The sequence below is a fragment of the Pseudoalteromonas sp. SG45-5 genome, from assembly GCF_014164085.1.
GTDB lineage: Bacteria > Pseudomonadota > Gammaproteobacteria > Enterobacterales > Alteromonadaceae > Pseudoalteromonas > Pseudoalteromonas aliena.
The window spans coordinates 47,196-69,523 of record NZ_JACJEM010000020.1 but is presented as its reverse complement, the minus strand read 5'-3'; the positions used below and the strand labels follow the sequence as shown (position 1 = coordinate 69,523).

Here is a 22,328-nt window from a genome sequence, read left to right as displayed (position 1 = left end):
GTGCGAATAATACACCCTTTATTTTTCGAGTCAACACTTTGTTTTAAACTTTCTTTTTAGAAGATTTAAACCGAAGTTTTATTTAACTCTCTGAGTGGTTCGTGCTTCGCTAGGCGTTGACCTTTCCCGTCTCAGTGGGGTCGCATTATAGGGAGATTCGAGCGGGGGTCAATGTTTTATTTCAGCTTTTTGACAATTAAATGAATTTAGTATGAAAGCTATACAAATAAAGGGCTACAGAATACTTTTAGTTTAAAAAGCACTCATAATTTATGTATCAATTGATGATGTATTAGTAAGGTTTAAACTAAGCTGTATGTTAAACAAACAACACACAGCTTTATTTAAAATTAAAGATTTATTTAGATGCTATTTCCCATACGGCAATAGAGCCTGATATTTCATTTCCAACAATTAGGAGTGGATTTCCTGTTGCACTTTGCTCTGCTGAAACGAATACCATTCCTTCAGGCGCTAAATCGCCTGTAATATTAACTTCTTTAATTAAGCCTCTATTATAGAAGTAGTCTTCAAATTGCACATTGTATGGATCAGTAATGTCGTAAACCATAATGCCACCCATACGCTCAAGCCCTATGAAAGCAAATGTACGATCGTCAATTTTACCAATAGTAAGCGCTTCTGGCTCTGCGCCTTTATCATCTGAGCGTGAGTCACCTTTGTTTTCATCTTCATTGTTGTTAAATGATTCACCATCCACAGATGCTGTTATACGTGCTATATCGTCACCTGAATCAAAAACCACCAGCCCATTGCTGTCCCAAATGGTAAACGAACGTGCACCATAACCATAAAGCGATTCGTATTGTCCGTCGTTATTGGTATCGCCTTTTATTGTTGTTACTTTTAAGCGACCAATATCATCATCGTCTTTATCGTAATCAAGTCCGCCCTCTGCTATACAGTCTGCTTCATCCGTTGTATCAAAAAAGTATTCTCTTGCGTCACCTTCGTTGGCAGTAACTATAAAGTTAGCGCCTTTTCAACTAAAGCTTGAGATAGTATCGGGCTGGTATATACCATAGAGCCCTAGGTATGATTTAAAACTAACGCCGCCGTCTTTATCTGAGGCACCAAGTTGTAAGCTTGACCAATCTTTAAAGCCTAAGCCCTTTAGCTCAAGACTGTTGTCTTGTAGGTTAACTATTGCAAGTACATTGTTTTCTTGAATAGATACATAAGCATATTTGTTATCTTTAGAAATGCTAACGTACTCGGGCTCTAAATCCATAGCTACTGTGGTATTTATTAGATTACCGTTAATAGTACGACCATTTGGGTTTGCAAAAACCACCCCTTGCGCTTCTAGTTCGGTTTGTTTGTTGTTATAGGCTTTAAAATCAATATTTATTGCTGTATCGGCGATTACATTATTTGTTATATCGATAATACTAATAGAACCTTCAGGATCTACGCTGTAATCGCCACTTGGTTCACCTTCGTTAGCAACCACTGCCTTTGCGCCATCGTGGGTGAACGTCACCATATCTGGTAAAAATCCGACTGTAACATTTTTAATAAAGACAGGTGATTCGCCGCTTATATCGTAAAAAGCAATTTGACCTGCATCACCCGTGCTTTCAGCAGCCATTGCAACCGCTAGTAAATTATTGTTTTCATCAATAGCAATGCTGTTTGCATCGCCTTGGGTGTTGTCGTTTAAAAGTAGCGTAATGACCGAGGTTAAGTTAGTGGCGTTTATAACCCCTTCGTTATCTTTAACAAGTGCGGCAGTATCAAAGGTGTCGGCGGGTAAAATATTAACAACAGCATCATCACCTGAACTGTTAATAGCGTAAATCCATTTTTTAGATGCTTGATATGCAACTATTTCAGTGCACCTTCTGGGCTTTGTGCATTTAATACACCTCTACCCACAAGGTTAATATTTAATGCTGAATTGGCATTTATACCATTTAACCCATTAGTTCCACCTGCGCCTTGTTCTCCCTGTAATCCTTGAGAACCGTTTTGACCATCGTCACCATCAAGTGAGCAACCAGTAAGAACAAATATAAGTGACAGCGCAATAATTGATTTTTTAAACATGTAATTTTCCTTAGTATTGTATTTGCTAAATATCAACACACAGGCATGACAAGATTATGGCAGTTTTAATACCCCCTCTTAGCCTAAATAATTAGCTTATACGCTAACGGAGTTATCAAAATTAAAGTAACGGTATAACCAAGCATTTTTGCACTCGGGGAATACTCTCGTTTAATTGCAATCCCTAGCAAAGGTCTAAGTACATCAATACGTGTAATACCCCATGTAATAACACCGCAAAAAGACCAAGTCCCTGTAATAATGATGAATGGTTCAGCAACAGGCCCTAAACTTAAAGGCTGTAGTAAAAAACACAAAATAATCAAAATGCTTTGATGCAATAAATAAAAGGGAAACACCCATACATTGAGCTGCTTTAAATAGTAGGTATTAAAATTTAAAAATCGGTGAGCGAGCGCTAGTACAAAAAACACACCTACTATACGTTGAATATTGTAGCTACCGCTTAAAATAAAATGAGGGAGAGTAAACGCCTTTTGATAGCTTAATATTATAAGTACTAACAAAACCGAAAAACTCAAAGCCAGTAATACCAAATTTTTATTCAAGCAGTTCCAAAAATAAGTGTTTTTAGCAAGTATGTATCCAGCGAGTAGTAGCATAAAGCCATTAGTTTCTCTGAGTGAATCGCCAGTTAAGTAATGGCTTGTAAATAGTATGGTAATAGTGAGCAAGATAATTAAAAGCCCAAATGACACCCCCCCTTTAACAAAGGCTTTTAAAGGCGTAATAAAAGGCAAGCGTGCAAAAAGAGTTAAAACAATAATGATCAACATAAACTGCCACAACGAGCGCAAATACCATAAGTGATTTACATCCACATTCGGCCACACTCCAGGCTGATAATTAATAAACAGCGTATTGTTAGTCTCTATAAAAGCTAAATAAAATTGCCAATAGCTAATATTAATAACACCTTGCTGTGACATTTCTGCAAACAGCTGTAAAGGCACTATTAGCCATAATCCCACCAGCAAGGGTAAGAGTAAAAAAACAGAGCGGTATAAGGTGAAATGTAACCAAGACTTAAAGCTGCTTACTTTATCAATCATAAAACGCAGTGCTACGCCCGATATAAACCAAATGAGCAACATGCGCCAAGGTGAAAACATCAACATTAAATATTCAACATACTGTGATGTGTAATTACTTTTAAAATGAAATCCCCAGTTTTCGCTATACAACATGCCAATGTGATAAAAAATTAGCGACGCAAATGCAATTACCCTAAGCCAATCAAGATAATATTTACGCGAATTAATTAATGAAGGTTGTTGTACTTGAGTGCTCATGCTTTTACTACTTTATGTATGTTATGCGTTATTCATACCTAAAGCTCTCGCTAAAACTATCTATAAGTGCTTATATTACAAGCAATAGTGATAAAAGGTGGTATACAGGGATAAGCGTGCCACATCAGAAATAAGCATACATTTATGAACCTACAGCACTTTCAACGTTTTCAAAGCATTTACGCATCAGTATTACTGTGTGCTTACGTATTAATTAATAATACAGTAAACGCTACAACCCAAATAATGGAAGCCCAAAGAGAAGGGGCTTTAACTTTTTTAATGTGGGAGCCATTTGTTTGGGAGTATTCAAGTGCCTTGAGTACTTTGCTTATATTCCCTATTTTAATTTGGTTTTTAAGATACTTACCTTTTAATTGGCAAAATATTACGGCCTCATTAGGTATGTACTTTGGTGCCTCTGTTATATTTAGCGTGTTACACGTTGGTATTATGGTAGGGGTTCGTAAATTCATATATTTGTTGAATGATGGGTCTTATAACTTTGGACTTAGCTGGTTTGAGCTTATTTATGAATACCAGAAAGACGCTATAAGCTTTGTGTTTTTTATCGTACTTATTAAAGTATATCAATATGTGGTGCAGCAGTTACTAGGTGAAGCCTCTTCAATTGAAGAAAGTGAGCAGCAAACAACACCGACCATAAATCGTTTATTGGTTAAAAAGCTCGGGAAGGAATTCATTATAAAAATAGAGGATGTTGATTGGCTTGAATCGTCGGGTAATTATGTAAATCTACATATAGGCTCACGTATATATCCGTTAAGAGCAACGCTTACAGCATTGAGCAAACAACTTGAAGTACAGGGGTTTTGTAGAATTCACCGCAGCCATGGTGTAAAACTCGATAAAGTGGAGTCCATTACACCACTACCCAGTGGCGACAGTGAAATAAAACTAACAACAGGTAAAGTACTTAACTTGTCTAGACGCTATAAAGAGCAATTTAAACTTCAACTAAAATAAAAAAGGCTACCTAAGTAGCCTCTATTGTTATTTTTTAACTGGGCGTTTCCAACCCGTTAAGTTACGCTGTTTAGAGCGTGCTATTGCTAATTGATCATCTTCAACGGTACTGGTGATCACAGAGCCTGCACCAATTGTTGCAGTTGCGCCTATATTTACTGGGGCAACGAGTGATGAATTAGAGCCAATAAAAGCATTATCGCCAATAATAGTTTTTGATTTATTAACACCATCGTAGTTGCAGGTAATAGTACCAGCGCCAATATTCACCTTTTCGCCAATTTCAGCATCACCTAAGTAACTTAAGTGGTTGGCTTTTGAGCCTTTGCCTAAACGTGTTTTTTTCATCTCAACAAAGTTACCAATGTGTGAGTCTTCTTCCATTACAGCGCCTGGGCGAAGGCGAGCATAAGGACCCAGCGTGCATTTATCTGCAACTGTAGCATCTTCAATAAGGGTATTCGCTTTAATAACAACGTTATCGCCAATACTACAATTTTTAAGGACACAATTAGGACCTATTTGTACGTTATTACCAAGCGTGACTGTGCCTTCAAAAACAACGTTTACGTCGATAAGTACATCTTCACCGGTGGTAACTGTTCCACGCACATCAATACGCGCAGGATCAGCAAGTGTAGCACCATTTAACATTAGCTCTTGCGCTTGCCATGCTTGGTAAGCACGCTCAAGACCAGCAAGTTGTACGCGGTTGTTTGCGCCCTCAACTTCCATTGCATGGTCTGGCTGAGCTGAAGTAATTTCTACGCCTTCACTGTGAGCCATTGCAACGATATCTGTTAAGTAGTACTCGCCTTGTGCATTATTGTTAGATAAGTTACCTAACCATGTTTTTAATAGCTTACCGTTAACAGCCATAATGCCTGTATTTACTTCGGTAATAAGTAACTGCTCTGGGCTTGCATCTTTTTGCTCAACAATACCGACCAACTTACCACCGGCACGCAGCATTCGACCGTAGCCATTAGGATTAACTAAGTTGACTGTTAATACCGCTAAACCATTTTTAGGGGTCGCAGCTAATAAACGCTCTAGTGTTGATTGTTTTGTTAATGGTACATCGCCGTATAAAACAAGTACTGTGTCGTCGTCATTAATGTGTGGGTTAGCTTGAGCTACTGCGTGGCCAGTACCAAGTTGCTCTGCTTGGAGTACCCAATTTACATTGTTATCGGCAAGTTGTTGTTGTAATAGTTCGCCGCCGTGTCCGTAAACTAAGTTTGTAGTTGTTGCACCTAATGCCATCGCATTATCAATAACGTGCTGCACCATTGGTTTACCTGCAACGTTGTGCAGAACTTTAGGTAGAGCAGAGCGCATACGAGTACCTTTACCCGCAGCAAGAATAACAGTAGTAAGTGACATTAAAACAATATCCTTTTTTCGTTGTTTTATCGAAATGAGTAAGCGCGTGTAAATTCAAAAAAGATTACGTAAGTCACATCATGTGCACATACTCAGCGTGTAAACTAACACCGCACACTGAATCTAAGCTGAAACTACAAATAGCTTTATTATTGCCATATTGTAACGGGGATTGATGAAGGATATAAGTAAAAAATTATGGCCGTATTTTATTACCTTATTTGTAATAGTAAATTCATAAACGACTTCAAATAAGGTAATTATTTTACATGAGTAAGGCATTAATCTGCATAAAAGCCAAGTTGCAATGGTTTTACTTAATTCTTATTTTTGCACTTGAGAAATACTTACGCCTTAATAAATCGTGAACAACAAACTCCTGCTCTCTGCCATAGGCCTTAAACATGCGGTTATTGTGCATATGCAAAAGAGAACTTAATAAGGAATCACGACTACAATTGAGCTGCTTTTCATTTATTAGCACGTTTAGATCTTTTACAACGGGTTTTACTTTATGTTGCCATTGCTCAAGCAAAGTAAATAAAGCTTGTTGAGTTTCGTCACGTTGTTCTTCAATTTCTTGCAACTTTTTAAAATCATCTTCAAGTTTATTTTGGTATTCCCTAAAACGATTACCAAGTTGCTTGCGTAAAATGCTACTCTCATTAAATTCTCCGCCAAACCCATCTCTTAGTTGACTTATCAAAGCTAAACGAGCGTCATCACTGTAATTAAATAAATTAAGTAACCGATGCGTAAAGTTTAGCGCAATACGCCAACGTATATCTTCGCCATGTTCATCAATTAATGAACATGTTTTTGCTATTAACTCACTGTCATACATAAATAGTGACTCAACCATAGCCATTGATTCAGGGCCACCATAGCGCTCGACTTCACGTTCGTAAGTCATTAATTCAACTTTATGCAGCTCACCACTTTCGATCATCGGATCAAGTAATTCATTAAGTTTAGGTAACAGATGCCCACACAATAAACTGGGCTCACCATGAAAACGCAGGCGGATATGCCAGTCAGGGTCTCCATATCGAATAAAAAACCATTTATCATACAGTTTATGGTTGGCTTCAATTAATGGCTGCAGCTTTTCAGATAAGAGCTGCTCAACTAATGAATTACCTGAATATATCTTTAAGCTCAGCCATTGTGAGCCAGCACTAAACCGGCGTTTTATTGGAACAGCTGTAATATTGCCAATTGGGTTATCTGAAAAATGGCTTAGAACTTTGGCTTGTTCGTTCTTAAGGGGCACAATCACTTCATTATTATACTGCTGCCCTAGAATATCTTTTACTCTAGAAGAAAATTGCGATGTTAATACCTCTTTCAACTCTACTTTTATCTGCCCTTTAGTTTCAGCTAATAAAATATCTAACATATCTGGGTGACGTAAATCCAGCTGTAATACATTGTCTGAAATCGCATAATTAACTTGAGGATCTAGTTGATATTCAGCTAATAGTACATTCAATTTTTCAAGATTAAACTGTCCATTATCGGCAATTTCTTCGAGTTTTTTTCGCTCAACTCGCCATATTTTCTCACTGAGAATTAAATTATCTAACATAATACGCGGTACAAAACTAGCTCGATCGGTACTCGATGGCATGCTAAAACTAGGAGCTCGCCCATCTTGATGTTGTAACATACATAAAAATTTATAAGCACTTAAACTGCGTGATGAGTAGTTGTGCGCACACGATAAACGAGGTACTACCTGTTTATTTAATCGTTTACTCCAGAGTTTAACTTGCTGTCCTTCAACCCAAACATGTAAGTCGCTTAAAGAAATTTGATACTCGTCATCAAGGCTGCTGTCAGCCATAAAAACAATTTCGTACTCACGCAAGTGTGGGCGTGCAATTACATTACCAGGTCGCCCTTCTGGCATATGGACAACTTCTGCAAAAATAACTTCAGGTGAATGTGCCTGCTCTTGCTTTAACTCATCGACCACGGCATTTTTCAAGCCATCATCTAAGTGACAAAACCGACCTAATAAATTGGCAGATGAAGGGCCAAAACAACCATTAAACTTAAACACAGGTTGCTGTTTATCATCCTCATATAAGCTGAGCATCACCGCAAAAGAATATGGATAACCTGCTACCGCTTCTTTATTGGTCACTTGACTCTTAAGTTCTTTGCTCTTAAGCGTAATCGATACTTTTTTACGATTTTGTGGCAAACTAATCGCTTCCTCTATTATTGAATCGATTAAACTCACTTCTGGCGTAATATTTTGATTACGACTCCCGCGAGCAAGGTTCAGTCCCGCTACCAACGGTGCTTCGTAGCCAGTCTCACTTGAGATACCAATGCCTGATTCATCATCTAAAATAACATCAAGTGGTACAAATTGGCCTTCAAAGCGCGCGTTAAATTGAGTGATAAAATGCGACAATGGATTGTTTTTTTCACTCAAACTCAATCCAGAAAGTAGCTCTAGCTGCTTCTGCACACGATTAACTTCCAATTCACTCAGCTGACAAGTACTAAAATTACGATAAATATCAGCTTGGAAAAGTTTATTTTCTTCTGCTTTAACTGGCAATTTTTCTAAATGTGTCAGTAGTTTCTTATAAGGCGCAATACTTCCTGTTTTGTCTTTATCTAATTGTTCTATTTGTGCCAAGGCAGTCGCGAGATGATCAGCCGTTTCATACTCTTTAATCGTTTGGATCGATTTTAATAAGGCGTGATCAGGAGAGTTTCCTGTTAAAGGCAGGGGAATATCAGCAAGCAATATGCCTTCATCGATTAAGTCTTGAATATACGCTTCTACATCTTCTTTTTCAGCCTCTTCATACTGCGCGTGAAATGACTCACATAAATCGTTAAAACACATTCCGAGAGTTGCTGTATTTAGAACGAATTGAAAGTATTTATCACTTTCGATCGCACTCAAACGATATTGCATGGACTTATCTGAGAGGTAAGTTTCTATGTAGCGACATTGATCAGCGATAAAATAATGTGATGGATTGGGTTTGTACTTTAAAGTATCGGATTTTGCCGCATGATCAACAAAATGAGTTTTAAGGGCTTGTAAATAAAACATATCTAAGCGTGTTTTACGTTCGTCTAAAGTATGACTTCCAGCCAATAACTTTGTGCTGGTAGCAAGCTCACCTTTATGTATCCCCGAAAAAAGCCCAAAAGGAGTTGGTCGAGCGCACATTCTTACCATGTATTTAATCAATGCATGGGCCATTTTTTTACCCTGCTTTGAGTGTGGTTTTTCCCGCCATTGATTGATGCGCTCAAAGAGCGATGGGCTGGCCAAATACAGTGCTTCCTCTACTCCATAAGTAGTAAGCCATCGCTCTAAAACATCGTTGTAATCGCTGTGGGCCGAATTTAGCTCGCTTAATAACTCCAACGGTAAACGCGGGGTGCGCAATACAAAAAAAGGCGCGGTAGTGATCTGTTGTGGCATCATCATTCCTTGTGTTAGGCCATAAGTAAGCAATCAGCCCAGTCAATATCGTCGGTTAGCACTGAGATAAGCATCATACCGATGCCCGAGTAGCCCATTAAAAAACTAAAATCCTCTTTGTGGGCTTTTTCAATGCCATTAAAGGTGTACAAACTCTGCATCCCCTTGTCGGCAAACTCTTTAAGGCCATACTCTAACCAAATAAACATAGCCTGTTTAAGATCTGAGTTTGGCATCGCTTTATGTAACAATTGATAAATAGTCATTAAGCCAAAGTAACCGTGACACAGCCCTGCGTCGTTAATAAAAGCAGACTTTGCATCTCGCTTGCTGGCATGTAAGGCAATTTCTAGGGCTTTTTCTACATAGCTTGGTTTATCAAGGGCGTTACCTGCACGAGCAAGGGTTAAGGCGATAGTTAAATCGCCATAACACCAGCCCAAGCGCGAGTTGTGTTTCCCACCTGCGTGCGATGCAAAACAGGCATGGCTGGTATGCTCCGTTGCTTGTTGTGCCAATAACCAATCACAACTGCCCAGCAGTAAATCTCTTACCTGCTCTTTTAAACTCGGGATGGTTAACGCGGGCAATAAAGCTGCAATGATACCCGGTACACCATGAGCTAACCCTAAGTTGTGCTCTGGGGCGGATTTATCGTCTTTATAAAAACGATATACCGACTCAGCAGGTTGTGACCAAGTGATCTGGCCATTGTCTAACCGTGTGGCCGTACTGGCAAAACCTGACACAATCTGGTTGAATAACTGAGTTTGATCAGAGTATTTTGCACGCTTTGCCGCGTAAGGGGTATAACCACCAAGACCCAATACCATTTCAACTTCGCCTTGCCATGTGCCTTCATGGCTCAATGCGTGAATAAATAAAGTATCGACCTCGCTCATAAACTCTGGGTCGTAGTCGTCCATATCCCCTTGGTTTAAATACTCTAACAGCCATGCTTGGCCTGCCAATCCATTACTGAGTTCAAAACTCTGTGTGCCAAGTTGTTCTTGAAGTACATCTAGATAATTGGCAAACAAGGCTTCATCTATACTACGGGAGTCTAATTTATAGGCATTATACAAAAACAACAAATGCCCCGCCAAACCACTTAATAAGCCGTGAGAGGTATCAATTTGCAACTGTGTGCTGACTTTTTCGGTAATGCATTTGATGATGTTTTTTATCGCAATAGTGTGCGTATTGCTAAGTGCGTTATTCATAATGTCCTTTATGTATAAATTAGCGAATGCTAGTGTTGATTAAGCTTATAGCCTATTCACGTTATCTATTTTTTAACCGGCTTACTTAATATTTATATTTAGCAAATAAAGGTACACACTCCCCTCTCGCCTTGCAATTATTTTTTACATCACACCCATTGACGCTACAATTTGATTACGCTAAATTAACAACACCATTTATGGGTACAATCTAACTACAAGGAAATATAAAATGAAACTAAAGTTAAGCAAAAAAAAAATAAAATCGCTTTCTCACGACAAAAAAGCAGTTCCTATTGAAATGACGCCTCAGGTTGCGGGTGGAAACTCTTTAACTGAGTGGGAAGCTGTTACTGCGGATGGTTTTCATGGTCATTGTAATCCCACCACCGACATCAATACCACCAAAAAACCATAGTAATATACAGTCTTTTGATATCTGTAATAAGCCTTTAATAGGCTTATTACTTCGCACCTATTTTAACTTTCAGTCACTTTTTCATCTTCTCCAATTTTATCTCCCGCTCTGCTGAGGCAATGGTTTCTTTACGATGGGCGATGATCACTCGAGTCATACCTAGACGCGAGACCGCTTCGTTAATATCGTGCTCTAGGCTGGTGTCGAGATGACTGGTGGCCTCGTCCATAAATAAGATTTTCGGTTGCTTATACAAAGCGCGAGCGAGAATAATACGCTGCTTTTGCCCGCCTGAAAGGCTAGAGCCCATATCACCAATCAAACTATCGTAGCCCATTGGCATTAAACTGATATCATTGTGAATAGCAGCCAATTCTGCGCAATACAATACTCGATCCATATCTAATTGCGTATCAAAAAAAGCAATATTGTCAGCCACGGAACCTGATAATAATTCATCATCTTGCATCACCGCTGCAATTTGCTGACGGTATTGTCGTGCACCAATTTTATCAAGCGCTACACCATCAATTAATACTTCGCCATTTTTTACTGCGTTCAACCCAAGCATCACCTTTAGTAGTGTTGACTTACCGCAACCAGATGGTCCAGTTATAGCAACTGATTCACCCGCTTTAATAGTTAAATTTAAATTATTTAAAACATTAGGAGCTGCATCTGAATATGCAAAACATAAATTTTTAACCTCAATATTACCTTCAATTTTGTGCTGTTTGACCAAATCAGGTTGTAAGTCTTCTTTTTCAGTCATAGCAATATCTGCTATTCGTTCAAAATGTAAACCGAGCATTTTGAACTCAATGAGCTTTTCAATTAAATTAGCTGTTTTTTCCATAAACTGACGCTTATATGACATAAAAGCAAACAACATTCCCGTGCTAAAACCACCTTCGATCACTAAATGTGCAGCTAAATACACTACAATTATATTTTCGACTCCAAAAATAGCTCGGTTTATTGCATCGTAGCCAATTTTATAATTTCCTAAACGGATGTTTTGGTTAATCGCATTTGCATAACGATTTTGCCACTGACCTTCACGCTTAACTTCAGAACCAAATAGTTTAATAGTTTGAATACCTCGAACCGTTTCCATAAAGTTAGAGTTTTCTTCTGCTCGTGCCATTATTTCTTGTTCGCTGATGGTGCGAAATGGTTTATACATCGCAATACGAACACCCGTATAAACTAATACCGCCACAAGTACCACAACCGAAAGTGTAGGGCTATAAAAGAAGATCATCGCTAATGTAATAATTGCCATTAAACCATCTATTATCGCTTCAATAACGCCTGTAGTAAGCAATCGCTTTACTTCTTGTAATGATCCAAACCGCGAGACAACATCACCCATATGGCGTTTTTCGAAATAAGAAAGGGGCAGGCGTACTAAATGATGAAATAAATTGGCTCCCAACTGTATATTCATCTGGTTACCAAAGTGCAACAAGGTAAAACCTCGTAAAGCGTTAGTGGCAATTTCAAATACCATCACTAGTAAAAACCCGACTGCTAGCACAGTAAGCAAGGAAGTATCAGAGGTCAGTATCACATCATCGATGACCAATTGAATATAGTAAGGCGCAGCTAAGGTAAATACTTGTAATAACATTGATAAAGTGAAAATTAATATTAATGATTGCTTTAAACCTGAGATCCGACTCCAAAAATCGGAAAACCTCAATGTCGGTTTCGTTTCTTGTTTTTCAAAGCTTTTAGTTGGAGTAAGCTCTAATGCTATACCTGTAAAATGTTTAGATGCCTCCTCAAAGGTTAAAGTTTTTTCACCCGAAGCAGGATCGTGAATCACAATACGTTTATCGTTGGCTTTTTTAAGGACAACAAAATGATTCATATCCCAATGCAAAATACAGGGTGTTTGCAGAGCGTCTAAATCTTCAAGTTCTATACGTAATGGCCGCGAAGAAAGCGCTAACTTTTCAGCAAACTGCATAATATCAAGCAATGTAGCTCCTTCTAAAGAGATACTAAAACGCTGTCTTAGTGAAACAAGATCACTTTGATGACCATGAAAAGAGGCAACCATTGCCAAACTCGCTAAGCCACATTCTGCAGCTTCTGATTGTAGAATGATCGGTAAAGAAGAACGCGACCAAAATTGTAATTTATTAGCGGGTAAATCGTCATCGTTATGCATAATAAGCTGACTTCCTATTGTTATTATTACAGCTTATAGCTGACCTTTAATACTAAATACAGGGTCAAATAACCAGCGTAATAATGAACGCTCTTCAATGACAATATCTGCATCGAGCATCATTCCAGCTCGCAATTCCATTGCTTTTCCGTAGGCTTGAATGGATTGCTCGTTTAATGCAACCACCACACGATAAGCTGGTTCAGTAATTATTCCTGGCGTGATAGTTTCTTCAGGTAATATAACACTGCTACTGACCTCTTTTATCTTGCCACTGAATACCCCAAACCTTTCGTATGGAAATGCATGGTACCTCAAGCGTATAACTTGCCCTCCCTCTATAAAGCCAAAAGCAGAAGTAGGAACATAAATTATGGCCTGCATTTCACTGTTTTCTGGCAATACAGTCAATAGGCTTTGCCCTTGAGTAACATTTTTACCCGCTTTAACTAATAAGCCACTAACAACCCCTGATTTAGGAGATAGTAACTCTCCCATACGCTGCTGCTCTATTGAAGAAAGTTGTATCTGCAGATCTGCTTTTTGCGACTCTAATTGCGACCATCTTTGCTTTTGCTCTAGTGGTAATTTTTCTAATTGGGATTGGAGCTGTTTAATTTGATTAGTTAATGTTAGGCGCTCAGATTTAATATTTGATGCTTGTTGCTTTAACGACAGAAAGGTATCTTTCTGTCTTTGTAATTCTAGCTCTGAAATATAACCAGACCCTTTCAAGGTGCTAATTTGGTCGATCATTCGTTGATTTAATTGCAAACGAATATTAAATGTTTGCGCTTGGCTATCTAGCTCAGCCAACCGAGCAATCGCATTACGTTTTTGTTCTTCTAGTTCTAATCCATCAAGCTCATCTTGGCCTCTTTGCTGTACAAACTGTGATTCTAAGTTCTGCAACTGAAAACTATACTGATTCATTAATGCTTGATTAAGTTCTAAACCTTGTTTTGAATGCTTTGCTGAGGCGATGCGTAAAATAGTTTGTCCAGCTTCCACAAACTCACCTTCTTTGACTAACACTTCAAAAATAATCCCGGTTTGTGAAGCTTGAAGGCGTAATAACCCTGTGTTTGGCTCAATCACACCACTTACCCGTTCTTTACGTGTATATTTTCCAATTGCAAGAAAACACAGACTAATAATAACAATTATTATAATTAAAAGAGTTAGCTTTTTAAAAACAGGTGGTTGTACTAAAGAAATGGCTCCTTCTAAACGATGACGTTTATTTTCTAGCACTTCTTTACGAAATAGGTTTTCCATAGGTTACTTCTTAAATGTTAACGATAAATTAACTTTGAAAATTAATGTATCACTTTCCTTGCTGCTTATAAATGCAAAATCTCTATTTCATGTAAAGCTATATGTCTGCAAATCAGATGTTGACAAAAAAGGAACGATAAATTAGTTTATAATTTAAACAAATAAGGAAAGATAAAATGAAATTAAAATTAAATAAAAAAACATTCAAAAAACTAAACTTAAATGGCGCTAACTTACCTGCAAAAATGACCCCTCGCGTAGGTGGAGGTGCTGGGCGACCTTTTACTCTTTTGTATGACGGTCAGGCAAGCGATTCAGCGGTCTGTGATCCCGTATGCATCATTCAGATAAACCCAAATGACTAACAATTAAGAAATATGAAGTAGCTTTAAAGCTACTTCATAGCAATGATATAAAAATTATTTACTGGACGCTTGCTTACTGCGCATAACGGCTAATTGCTCATTTTCTACTGTTGAAGTAATCACAAAATCTACACCGACTGGCGCAGCCAAAGCAGAGTTAATAATGATAAAAGCGTTATTGCCGATGACGGTTTTTTATTTATTAACGCCATCATAGTAATAAGTAATAGTATCTTTTCACCAACTTCAGCATCGCCTAAGTAAGATAATTAGCTTTTGACTTAGGTTTCTTTGAGCAAGTATCTCAAAATGACAACTACAGTTTGATCAGAAAAATTAAAACATCAACCCAATCGTTATATTAGATCATTGCGCTGGTATAGAACTTAAAGAAAAAAACTTTACTCAAGAAATTAGCAAGCTAATCTCTTGAATTAATAACACGCTGGAAGAAAAATGGAAATCACACGCTCTGTATTCCTTAAGAACTAAGCTATGAAGTTCCGTTAACACAGAGTCCTTATTATTTACTTGTATCTAAGTGTTACCCCAGTCAAAAAAACATCTTTAAACAAATCACTCAATCCTCTTCAATAAATCAGTCATAAATGTATAAACGCACTTCAGGACAAGACAGCAACAGGCACAAAAAAGCCCACATAAAGTGGGCTTTTAACAAACCGGATAGGCTTACTTGTGACGTAACTGCTGAATTACGCGTAACTGCGCAATTGCTTCTGCAAGTTGTACGGCTGCATGTTGATAATCCAACTCTGTTGCAGACGTTTTTGTCATTTGCTCTTCAGCTTCACGTTTAGCTTTTTGCGCAGAGTCTTCATCTAAATCTTCACCACGAACTGCAGTATCTGCAAGAATCGTAATGCGATTAGGTTGAACCTCTAACGTACCGCCAGCAACATACATCACGTCTTCGTGACCAAATTGCTTAACTAAACGTACCATACCAGGTTTAAGGGCAGTTAGTAATGGAGCGTGGCCTAGGTTTACACCTAGCTCGCCTTCACTACCAGATACTTGAATCGATTCAACAAGACCAGAAAATAAACTCTGCTCAGCGCTTACTACGTCAAGATGTACAGTCATAGCTGTCATACTACCCTCCTATTTACATGCCTTTGGCTTTTTCTTGAGCTTCTTCGATAGAGCCAACCATGTAGAACGCTTGCTCTGGAAGGTCATCAAACTCGCCGTTTAGAATACCTTTAAAGCCAGCAATTGTATCTTTTAGTGATACGTATTTACCCGACGCGCCTGTAAACACCTCTGCCACGAAGAATGGCTGAGATAGGAAACGTTGGATTTTACGCGCACGAGATACAAGTTGCTTATCTTCGTCAGAAAGCTCGTCCATACCTAGGATTGCAATGATGTCCTTAAGTTCTTTGTAACGCTGAAGAACTGTTTGAACGCCACGTGCTGTATCGTAGTGCTCTTGACCAATTACTTGTGGGTCAAGTTGACGTGAAGATGAATCAAGTGGATCTACCGCTGGGTAAATACCAAGTGATGCGATATCACGTGAAAGTACTACAGTTGCATCTAAGTGAGCAAAGGTCGTTGCTGGAGATGGATCTGTTAAATCATCCGCAGGTACGTATACCGCTTGGATTGATGTAATTGAACCCGTCTTAGTTGAAGCGATACGCTCTTGAAGCACACCCATTTCTTCAGCAAGTGTCGGCTGGTAACCTACCGCTGATGGCATACGACCAAGTAGTGCAGATACTTCTGTACCAGCAAGTGTGTAACGGTAGATGTTATCTACGAAGAAAAGTACATCGCGACCTTCGTCACGGAACTTTTCAGCCATAGTAAGACCTGTTAACGCTACGCGTAAACGGTTACCTGGAGGCTCGTTCATCTGACCATATACAAGCGATACTTTATCAAGTACGTTTGAATCGTTCATCTCATGGTAGAAATCGTTACCCTCACGTGTACGCTCACCAACACCTGCGAATACTGAGTAGCCGCTGTGCTCGATTGCGATGTTACGGATAAGTTCCATCATGTTTACAGTTTTACCAACACCGGCACCACCGAATAAACCAACTTTACCACCTTTAGCAAATGGACATACAAGGTCGATAACCTTGATACCAGTTTCTAAAAGTTCAACTGAACTTGATTGCTCTTCGTATGAAGGCGCTGCACGGTGAATAGACATACGGTCTTCTTCGCCGATTGGACCCGCTTCATCAATTGGCTCACCAAGTACGTTCATGATACGACCAAGCGTTGCTTTACCAACTGGAACTTGAATCGATTCACCTGTATTCATAACTAAAGCACTACGACGTAAACCGTCTGTAGTACCCATAGCGATAGTACGCACTACACCGCCACCTAGCTGCTGCTGGACTTCTAAAGTCAAGCCCGCTAAGTCGCCATCTGTTACTCTTAGTGCGTGATATACCGCTGGCACGCTATCTTGTGGAAATTCAATATCCACAACGGCGCCGATAATTTGGACGACCTTACCTAAACTCATGTCTATTCCTCTCGTTAATCTTTACCCGAAGCATTAAACTGCTGCTGAGCCAGAACAAATCTCACTAATTTCTTGTGTGATTGCTGCTTGGCGAGCCTTGTTATAAACAAGCTGTAGCTCATCCATAAGGTCACCTGCGTTATCAGTTGCAGCTTTCATTGCAACCATACGAGCAGCCTGTTCAGAGGCAGCATTTTCTACCACACCTTGGTATGCTTGAGACTCAATAAAGCGTACTAACAAAGACTCTAAAATAGCCTCTGGGTTTGGCTCATATAAGTAATCCCATGTGTGGGCAGATACATCTTCTTCAGCTTTTGGCAAAGGGAGTAACTGATCTATAATTGGCTCTTGCTTCATGGTATTAACGAATTTGTTATATACCAAGAATAAACGGTCTATTTTGCCTTCAGAAAATGCATCAAGCATTATTTTTACAGGACCTATAACGTCTTGTACTGAAGGTTTATCTCCTAGGCCCGCTTTTTTAGCGAGTAGTTGACCACCAAAACGTTGAAAGAAGCCAGCTGCTTTACTACCTAAAGTAGCAAATTCAGCATTAACACCTTTTTCTTTCCACGCTTTAACATCAAGTGCAACTTTCTTAAACTCGTTTGAGTTTAAGCCGCCACACAGACCACGGTCTGTAGAGATAACAATATAACCAACTCGTTTTACTTCACGTTCTTTTAAGAACGGGTGAGTAAAATCAAGATTTGCTTGAGCAACACGACCAATTACTTCACGTAATTTGTCAGCGTATGGACGGCTTGAAGCAACGCGTTCTTGCGCCCTTTTCATTTTAGACGCAGCAACCATTTCCATTGCGCTAGTGATCTTTTGAGTATTTTTAATACTCCCGATCTTGCTTTTAATCTCTTTTCCGCTGGCCATGACTCTCTCTCCGAATCAAGGTGTGCTTTAGTTTCCTAAAGCGCACCATTAATAACTAAATTACCAAGTTTGCGTAGACTTGAACTTCTCTAGAAGTTCTTTAAGCTGCGCTTCGATCTCGGCATTTAAGTTACCTGTTTCATTGATTTGAGCCACAAGCTCTGCGTATGTGCTAGTTGCATAAGAAAGTAAAGCCTCTTCAAAGTCACCGATTTTCGCGATTTCGATATCTTGAAGGAAGCCTTTTTCAGCAGCAAATAGCGACAAAGACATTTCAGCAACAGACATTGGCGCGTACTGCTTCTGCTTCATTAGCTCTGTTACACGCTCACCATGCTCAAGTTGAGCACGAGTTGCATCATCAAGGTCAGACGCGAACTGCGAGAACGCAGCTAATTCACGGTACTGAGCTAGGGCTAGACGAATACCGCCACCTAGTTTCTTAACGATTTTAGTTTGCGCAGCACCACCAACACGCGATACCGAGATACCAGCATTTACTGCCGGACGGATACCTGAGTTGAATAAGTCAGTTTCTAAGAAAATCTGACCATCGGTGATAGAGATAACGTTAGTCGGTACGAACGCAGAAACGTCGCCGCCTTGAGTTTCAATGATTGGCAATGCCGTCAATGAACCTGTTTTACCTTTCACTTCACCATTGGTGAACTTTTCAACGTACTCAGCGTTTACACGCGATGCACGCTCTAAAAGACGAGAGTGAAGGTAGAATACGTCACCTGGGTATGCTTCACGGCCTGGTGGACGCTTAAGTAGTAATGAAATTTGACGATAAGCAACTGCTTGCTTAGACAAATCATCATATACGATTAACGCGTTTTCACCACGGTCACGGAAGTATTCACCCATAGTACAGCCCGCGAACGGTGCTAAGTACTGAAGTGCCGCAGATTCAGAAGCAGATGCAACAACTACGATAGTATTTGCTAGTGCACCATGCTCTTCTAATTTACGTACTACGTTAGCAATAGTAGATGCTTTTTGACCAATCGCTACGTACACACACTTAACGCCTGTGTCTTTTTGATTGATGATTGCATCGATTGCTAGTGCAGTTTTACCTGTTTGGCGATCCCCAATGATAAGTTCACGTTGACCACGACCAACTGGAATCATCGCATCAATAGATTTATAACCAGTTTGAACTGGCTCATCTACAGATTTACGCTCGATTACACCTGGTGCAATTTTTTCTACAGGTTCAAACCCGTCGTTATCTAAAGCGCCTTTACCATCGATTGGTGCACCTAGTGTGTTTACAACACGACCAAGTAGACCAGGACCAACAGGAACTTCTAAGATACGACCAGTTGTGTATACTTTTACGCCTTCAGTAAGGTCAGCGTAAGGACCCATTACTACTGCACCAATTGAGTCGCGCTCAAGGTTTAGTGCGATAGCATAACGGCTGCCTGGAAGCTCAATCATTTCACCTTGCATACAGTCAGCTAGACCGTGGATGCGGATGATACCGTCAGTAACAGATACAATAGTACCTTCGTTACGAGCTTCACTTACAACTTCGAACTTCTCAATACGTTGTTTGATTAGTTCTGAAATTTCAGTGGAATTAAGTTGCATGCTCTTTTTCCCAATTACGATTGTAGTGTTGTGGCTAAGCGATTTAATTTACCGCGTAAAGAGCCGTCGATTACAGTGTCACCCGCCTTAATAATAAGGCCGCCAACAACTGTAGCGTCTTCACTACAATTCAGCTTAACTTTGCGTGCGAAACGTTTTTCAAGTGCCGCTACCAATGACTCCTGCTGCGTTGCAGCAAGAGGTGTTGCCGAAATCACGTCTACTTCGATTTCTTTGTCGTATTCTGCTTTAAATTCAGCAAATAACTGTGCAACTGCAGGTAGTGCTATCAAACGTCCATTTTCAGCCATCACCTTAACTAGGTTTTGACCTTGTTCGTTGAGCTGCTCTGCACAAATGCTGATAAATAATTCAGCTTGTGCATGAGCAGTAGGCAATCCAGATAGAATGGCTGATGCTTGTTCATCACCGGCAACGTGGCCAGCAAAGAACAACATGTCATTCCAACTTTCTATAGTGCCTTTTTCAACGGCAAGTTCAAAAGCCGCTTTAGCGTATGGGCGAGCGATAGTAGTCAATTCAGACATGCTCATACCCTCCTAATTACAGCTCAGCGACAAGTTTTTCAACGATGTCACTATGTGCGGCTTGATTAATTTCACGCTCTAAAATACGTTCTGCGCCAATCACTGCAAGAGTTGCTACTTGCTTACGTAGCTCTTCTGTTACACGATTACGCTCAGACTCAACTTCAGAGTGCCCTTGAGCAATGATATTTTCACGCTCTTGCTGTCCACGAACTGTTTCTTCGTCAACAATTAGCACTGCACGCTTTTTAGCTTGATCAATGATATCAGCCGCTTGAGCTTTTGCATCTTGAAGCTGCTGTGCAGCTTTCTTTTGCGCAAGTTCTAAGTCTTTTTCGGCTCTATCAGAGGCAGCTAAACCATCTTCGATTTTTTTCTGGCGAGCTTCAATTGCACCGTTTAGTGGTGGCCATACGTATTTCATACAAAATAATACGAACACCGTAAACGCAATCAATTCACCGATAAGAGTGGCGTTTAAATTCACAACCGCTCCTCCTTAAATAGTAAGCTGTTCAAAAAATAAAATTAAAGTACGAACAACAATACCATAGCGATACCAACACCAATCATTGCTACAGCATCGATTAGACCAGCAAGAATAAACATCTTAACTTGTAGCGAAGGTGCAAGCTCAGGTTGACGCGCACATGCTTCAAGGAATTTACCGCCCATGTTACCAAAGCCGATTGCAGTGCCGATTGCACCAAAACCGATTAGTAAAGCTACTGCGATGTATTTTAAGCCGTTTAATAATTCTAAAGCTTCCATTTATTTCTCCAAAGTTTCAATTGTAAAGTTAAAAGTAAAAGTAAAATTGTAAATCTAGTAATTAGTGGTTATCTGAACTTGCCATGCTTAGGTATACGATTGTTAGCATCATAAATACGAATGCTTGCAATACAATAACTAAAATATGGAATACAGCCCAAACAAAATGCAATGGTAATTGCATAAATCCAATAGCGCCGATCAATATGAAAATCAATTCACCTGCATATAAGTTACCAAACAAACGTAGCGCTAATGAAAACGGTTTAGAAACCAGCGCAATCAGTTCAAGTAATAAGTTAAATGGGATTAAAAGGATTTGTAGTGCCATGTTATTTGAGCTAAACGGGTGAAGTGTTAACTCTTTAATAAAACCGCCAATGCCTTTTATTTTAATAGAGTAACCAATCATTAAAATAAATACACCTAGCGCTAGCGCTGCCGTCAGATTGATATCTGTAGTAGGTACAACTTTCATGTACACATCGTGTGAATCCATACCAAATGCAGTCTCACCAACAAAGCCAGCAAGTGCAGGTAAGAAATCAACTGGGATTAAATCCATCAAGTTCATTAAAAATATCCAAACGAATATTGTTAACGCTAATGGTGCAATAAGCTTGCTTTTACCATGGAAGGTATCGCGTACGTTGTCGCCAACAAACTCTACGACCATTTCAATAAAACATTGAAATTTTCCAGGTACACCTAGTGTTGATTTTTTAGCGGCACTACGGAAGATCCATAAAAATATAAGACCTAAACCGATTGACCACGCGAGGGTATCTATATGCCATGTCCAGAATCCACTGTCCGTACATGCTTTATTGAAGGCGAGACCTGTATCGGTCGAGCACATCTTAGCATTGGTCAAATGGTGCTGGATATGGCCAGATAGAGTAACTTCTTCTGCTGCCATGTTATATCCCAAAAGTTAATGTTTAAAAAAAACGGGTGCAAACAATCCAGTAAATAACGCCAGTACATAACTACTAAAAAAAGGTAATAAAATTACCGGAAAATGCTTTAGTACTAGCGCAAACAATACGATTGTTAGCATAAATTTTAATCCGTTGCCGCGTTTTAACGAAGCATACGCTTGATCTGCTCTACTTGCTCCCATATATCTGAATGCATAGAGCGCAAATACAAAATGTGGAAGTACTGCTACAGCGCCACCAGCGAGTGATGAAAGTGCGGCATTGACTCCCGAACTAAAAAAAATAATTACAGCAGCAATTAATGCTACAACTCCCTGAAGACAAATTAACTTTAATGCGGCAAGTCGATATGGACTTGCTAACTTATTAGTCACTGTTAGT

General features: G+C 39.4%; 18 protein-coding genes and 2 pseudogenes. 3 read left to right on the top strand and 17 right to left on the bottom strand.

Features of this window, described 5'->3' with window-relative positions:
* Positions 1-358 precede the first annotated feature (358 nt).
* Positions 359-2,070 (bottom strand): annotated as a pseudogene (locus tag H5119_RS08580) (choice-of-anchor I family protein).
* Between the two features lie 83 nt (positions 2,071-2,153).
* Complete coding sequence (locus tag H5119_RS08575) at positions 2,154-3,383, bottom strand: acyltransferase family protein (RefSeq protein ID WP_182701918.1); 1,230 nt, start codon at positions 3,381-3,383, stop codon at positions 2,154-2,156.
* Positions 3,384-3,527: 144 nt separating this feature from the next.
* Here H5119_RS08575 and H5119_RS08570 point away from each other — a divergent pair, with 144 nt between their 5' ends.
* The gene (locus tag H5119_RS08570) at positions 3,528-4,370 is read left to right on the top strand and encodes a LytTR family DNA-binding domain-containing protein (protein ID WP_182701917.1); all 843 of its coding nucleotides are present in this window, start codon (positions 3,528-3,530) and stop codon (positions 4,368-4,370) included.
* 27 nt (positions 4,371-4,397) lie between these two features.
* On the opposite strand, the gene glmU (H5119_RS08565) is transcribed toward H5119_RS08570, so the two are convergent.
* From glmU (H5119_RS08565) to H5119_RS08555, 3 genes are all read right to left on the bottom strand, one after another.
* Entirely contained in the window at positions 4,398-5,756 is a 1,359-nt protein-coding gene (gene glmU, locus H5119_RS08565; protein WP_182701916.1) for a bifunctional UDP-N-acetylglucosamine diphosphorylase/glucosamine-1-phosphate N-acetyltransferase GlmU, read from the bottom strand.
* A gap of 313 nt (positions 5,757-6,069) precedes the next feature.
* Positions 6,070-9,222, bottom strand: coding sequence for a lantibiotic dehydratase (locus H5119_RS08560; RefSeq protein WP_310737441.1), 3,153 nt, complete (start codon positions 9,220-9,222; stop codon positions 6,070-6,072).
* 8 nt (positions 9,223-9,230) lie between these two features.
* Complete coding sequence (locus tag H5119_RS08555; protein ID WP_182701914.1) at positions 9,231-10,439, bottom strand: lanthionine synthetase C family protein; 1,209 nt, start codon at positions 10,437-10,439, stop codon at positions 9,231-9,233.
* Positions 10,440-10,671: 232 nt separating this feature from the next.
* Here H5119_RS08555 and H5119_RS08550 point away from each other — a divergent pair, with 232 nt between their 5' ends.
* On the top strand, positions 10,672-10,857 hold the full coding sequence (locus H5119_RS08550) for a hypothetical protein (RefSeq protein ID WP_182701919.1): 186 nt from the start codon (positions 10,672-10,674) through the stop codon (positions 10,855-10,857).
* Between the two features lie 73 nt (positions 10,858-10,930).
* Here the strand turns inward: H5119_RS08550 and H5119_RS08545 are convergent, their stop codons facing one another.
* Positions 10,931-13,036, bottom strand: coding sequence for a peptidase domain-containing ABC transporter (locus tag H5119_RS08545; RefSeq protein WP_182701913.1), 2,106 nt, complete (start codon positions 13,034-13,036; stop codon positions 10,931-10,933).
* A 33-nt stretch (positions 13,037-13,069) separates the two neighbouring features.
* The gene (locus tag H5119_RS08540) at positions 13,070-14,314 is read right to left on the bottom strand and encodes an HlyD family efflux transporter periplasmic adaptor subunit (protein ID WP_182701912.1); all 1,245 of its coding nucleotides are present in this window, start codon (positions 14,312-14,314) and stop codon (positions 13,070-13,072) included.
* 176 nt (positions 14,315-14,490) lie between these two features.
* On the opposite strand from H5119_RS08540, the gene H5119_RS08535 reads away from it, so the two are divergent.
* Positions 14,491-14,679 carry a hypothetical protein gene (locus H5119_RS08535; protein WP_182701911.1) on the top strand — a complete coding sequence of 63 codons (189 nt, stop codon included), beginning with the start codon at positions 14,491-14,493 and terminating at the stop codon, positions 14,677-14,679.
* Between the two features lie 54 nt (positions 14,680-14,733).
* Here H5119_RS08535 and glmU (H5119_RS20450) read toward each other — a convergent pair.
* The 10 genes and pseudogenes from glmU (H5119_RS20450) to H5119_RS08490 all read right to left on the bottom strand — a co-directional run.
* Positions 14,734-14,948, bottom strand: a pseudogene (glmU, locus tag H5119_RS20450) (bifunctional UDP-N-acetylglucosamine diphosphorylase/glucosamine-1-phosphate N-acetyltransferase GlmU); the annotation flags it as partial.
* 421 nt (positions 14,949-15,369) lie between these two features.
* Positions 15,370-15,792: a F0F1 ATP synthase subunit epsilon gene (locus H5119_RS08530; RefSeq protein ID WP_077536550.1), complete on the bottom strand. Its 423-nt coding sequence runs from the start codon at positions 15,790-15,792 to the stop codon at positions 15,370-15,372.
* Between the two features lie 13 nt (positions 15,793-15,805).
* Complete coding sequence (gene atpD / locus H5119_RS08525) at positions 15,806-17,191, bottom strand: F0F1 ATP synthase subunit beta (RefSeq protein ID WP_024611288.1); 1,386 nt, start codon at positions 17,189-17,191, stop codon at positions 15,806-15,808.
* Between the two features lie 33 nt (positions 17,192-17,224).
* A complete protein-coding gene (gene atpG / locus H5119_RS08520) occupies positions 17,225-18,085 on the bottom strand; it encodes a F0F1 ATP synthase subunit gamma (protein WP_077536549.1) in 861 nt (286 codons plus the stop codon).
* Positions 18,086-18,145: 60 nt separating this feature from the next.
* The gene (atpA, locus tag H5119_RS08515; protein WP_138584863.1) at positions 18,146-19,687 is read right to left on the bottom strand and encodes a F0F1 ATP synthase subunit alpha; all 1,542 of its coding nucleotides are present in this window, start codon (positions 19,685-19,687) and stop codon (positions 18,146-18,148) included.
* A gap of 14 nt (positions 19,688-19,701) precedes the next feature.
* Complete coding sequence (gene atpH, locus H5119_RS08510) at positions 19,702-20,235, bottom strand: F0F1 ATP synthase subunit delta (RefSeq protein ID WP_077536547.1); 534 nt, start codon at positions 20,233-20,235, stop codon at positions 19,702-19,704.
* 16 nt (positions 20,236-20,251) lie between these two features.
* Complete coding sequence (atpF, locus tag H5119_RS08505; protein WP_182701910.1) at positions 20,252-20,722, bottom strand: F0F1 ATP synthase subunit B; 471 nt, start codon at positions 20,720-20,722, stop codon at positions 20,252-20,254.
* A gap of 41 nt (positions 20,723-20,763) precedes the next feature.
* Positions 20,764-21,006, bottom strand: a complete 243-nt coding sequence (gene atpE / locus H5119_RS08500) for a F0F1 ATP synthase subunit C (protein ID WP_008112128.1) — start codon at positions 21,004-21,006, stop codon at positions 20,764-20,766.
* Positions 21,007-21,067: 61 nt separating this feature from the next.
* Positions 21,068-21,925: a F0F1 ATP synthase subunit A gene (atpB, locus tag H5119_RS08495; protein WP_077536545.1), complete on the bottom strand. Its 858-nt coding sequence runs from the start codon at positions 21,923-21,925 to the stop codon at positions 21,068-21,070.
* Positions 21,926-21,940: 15 nt separating this feature from the next.
* Complete coding sequence (locus H5119_RS08490; protein WP_182701909.1) at positions 21,941-22,321, bottom strand: ATP synthase subunit I; 381 nt, start codon at positions 22,319-22,321, stop codon at positions 21,941-21,943.
* Positions 22,322-22,328 lie beyond the last annotated feature (7 nt).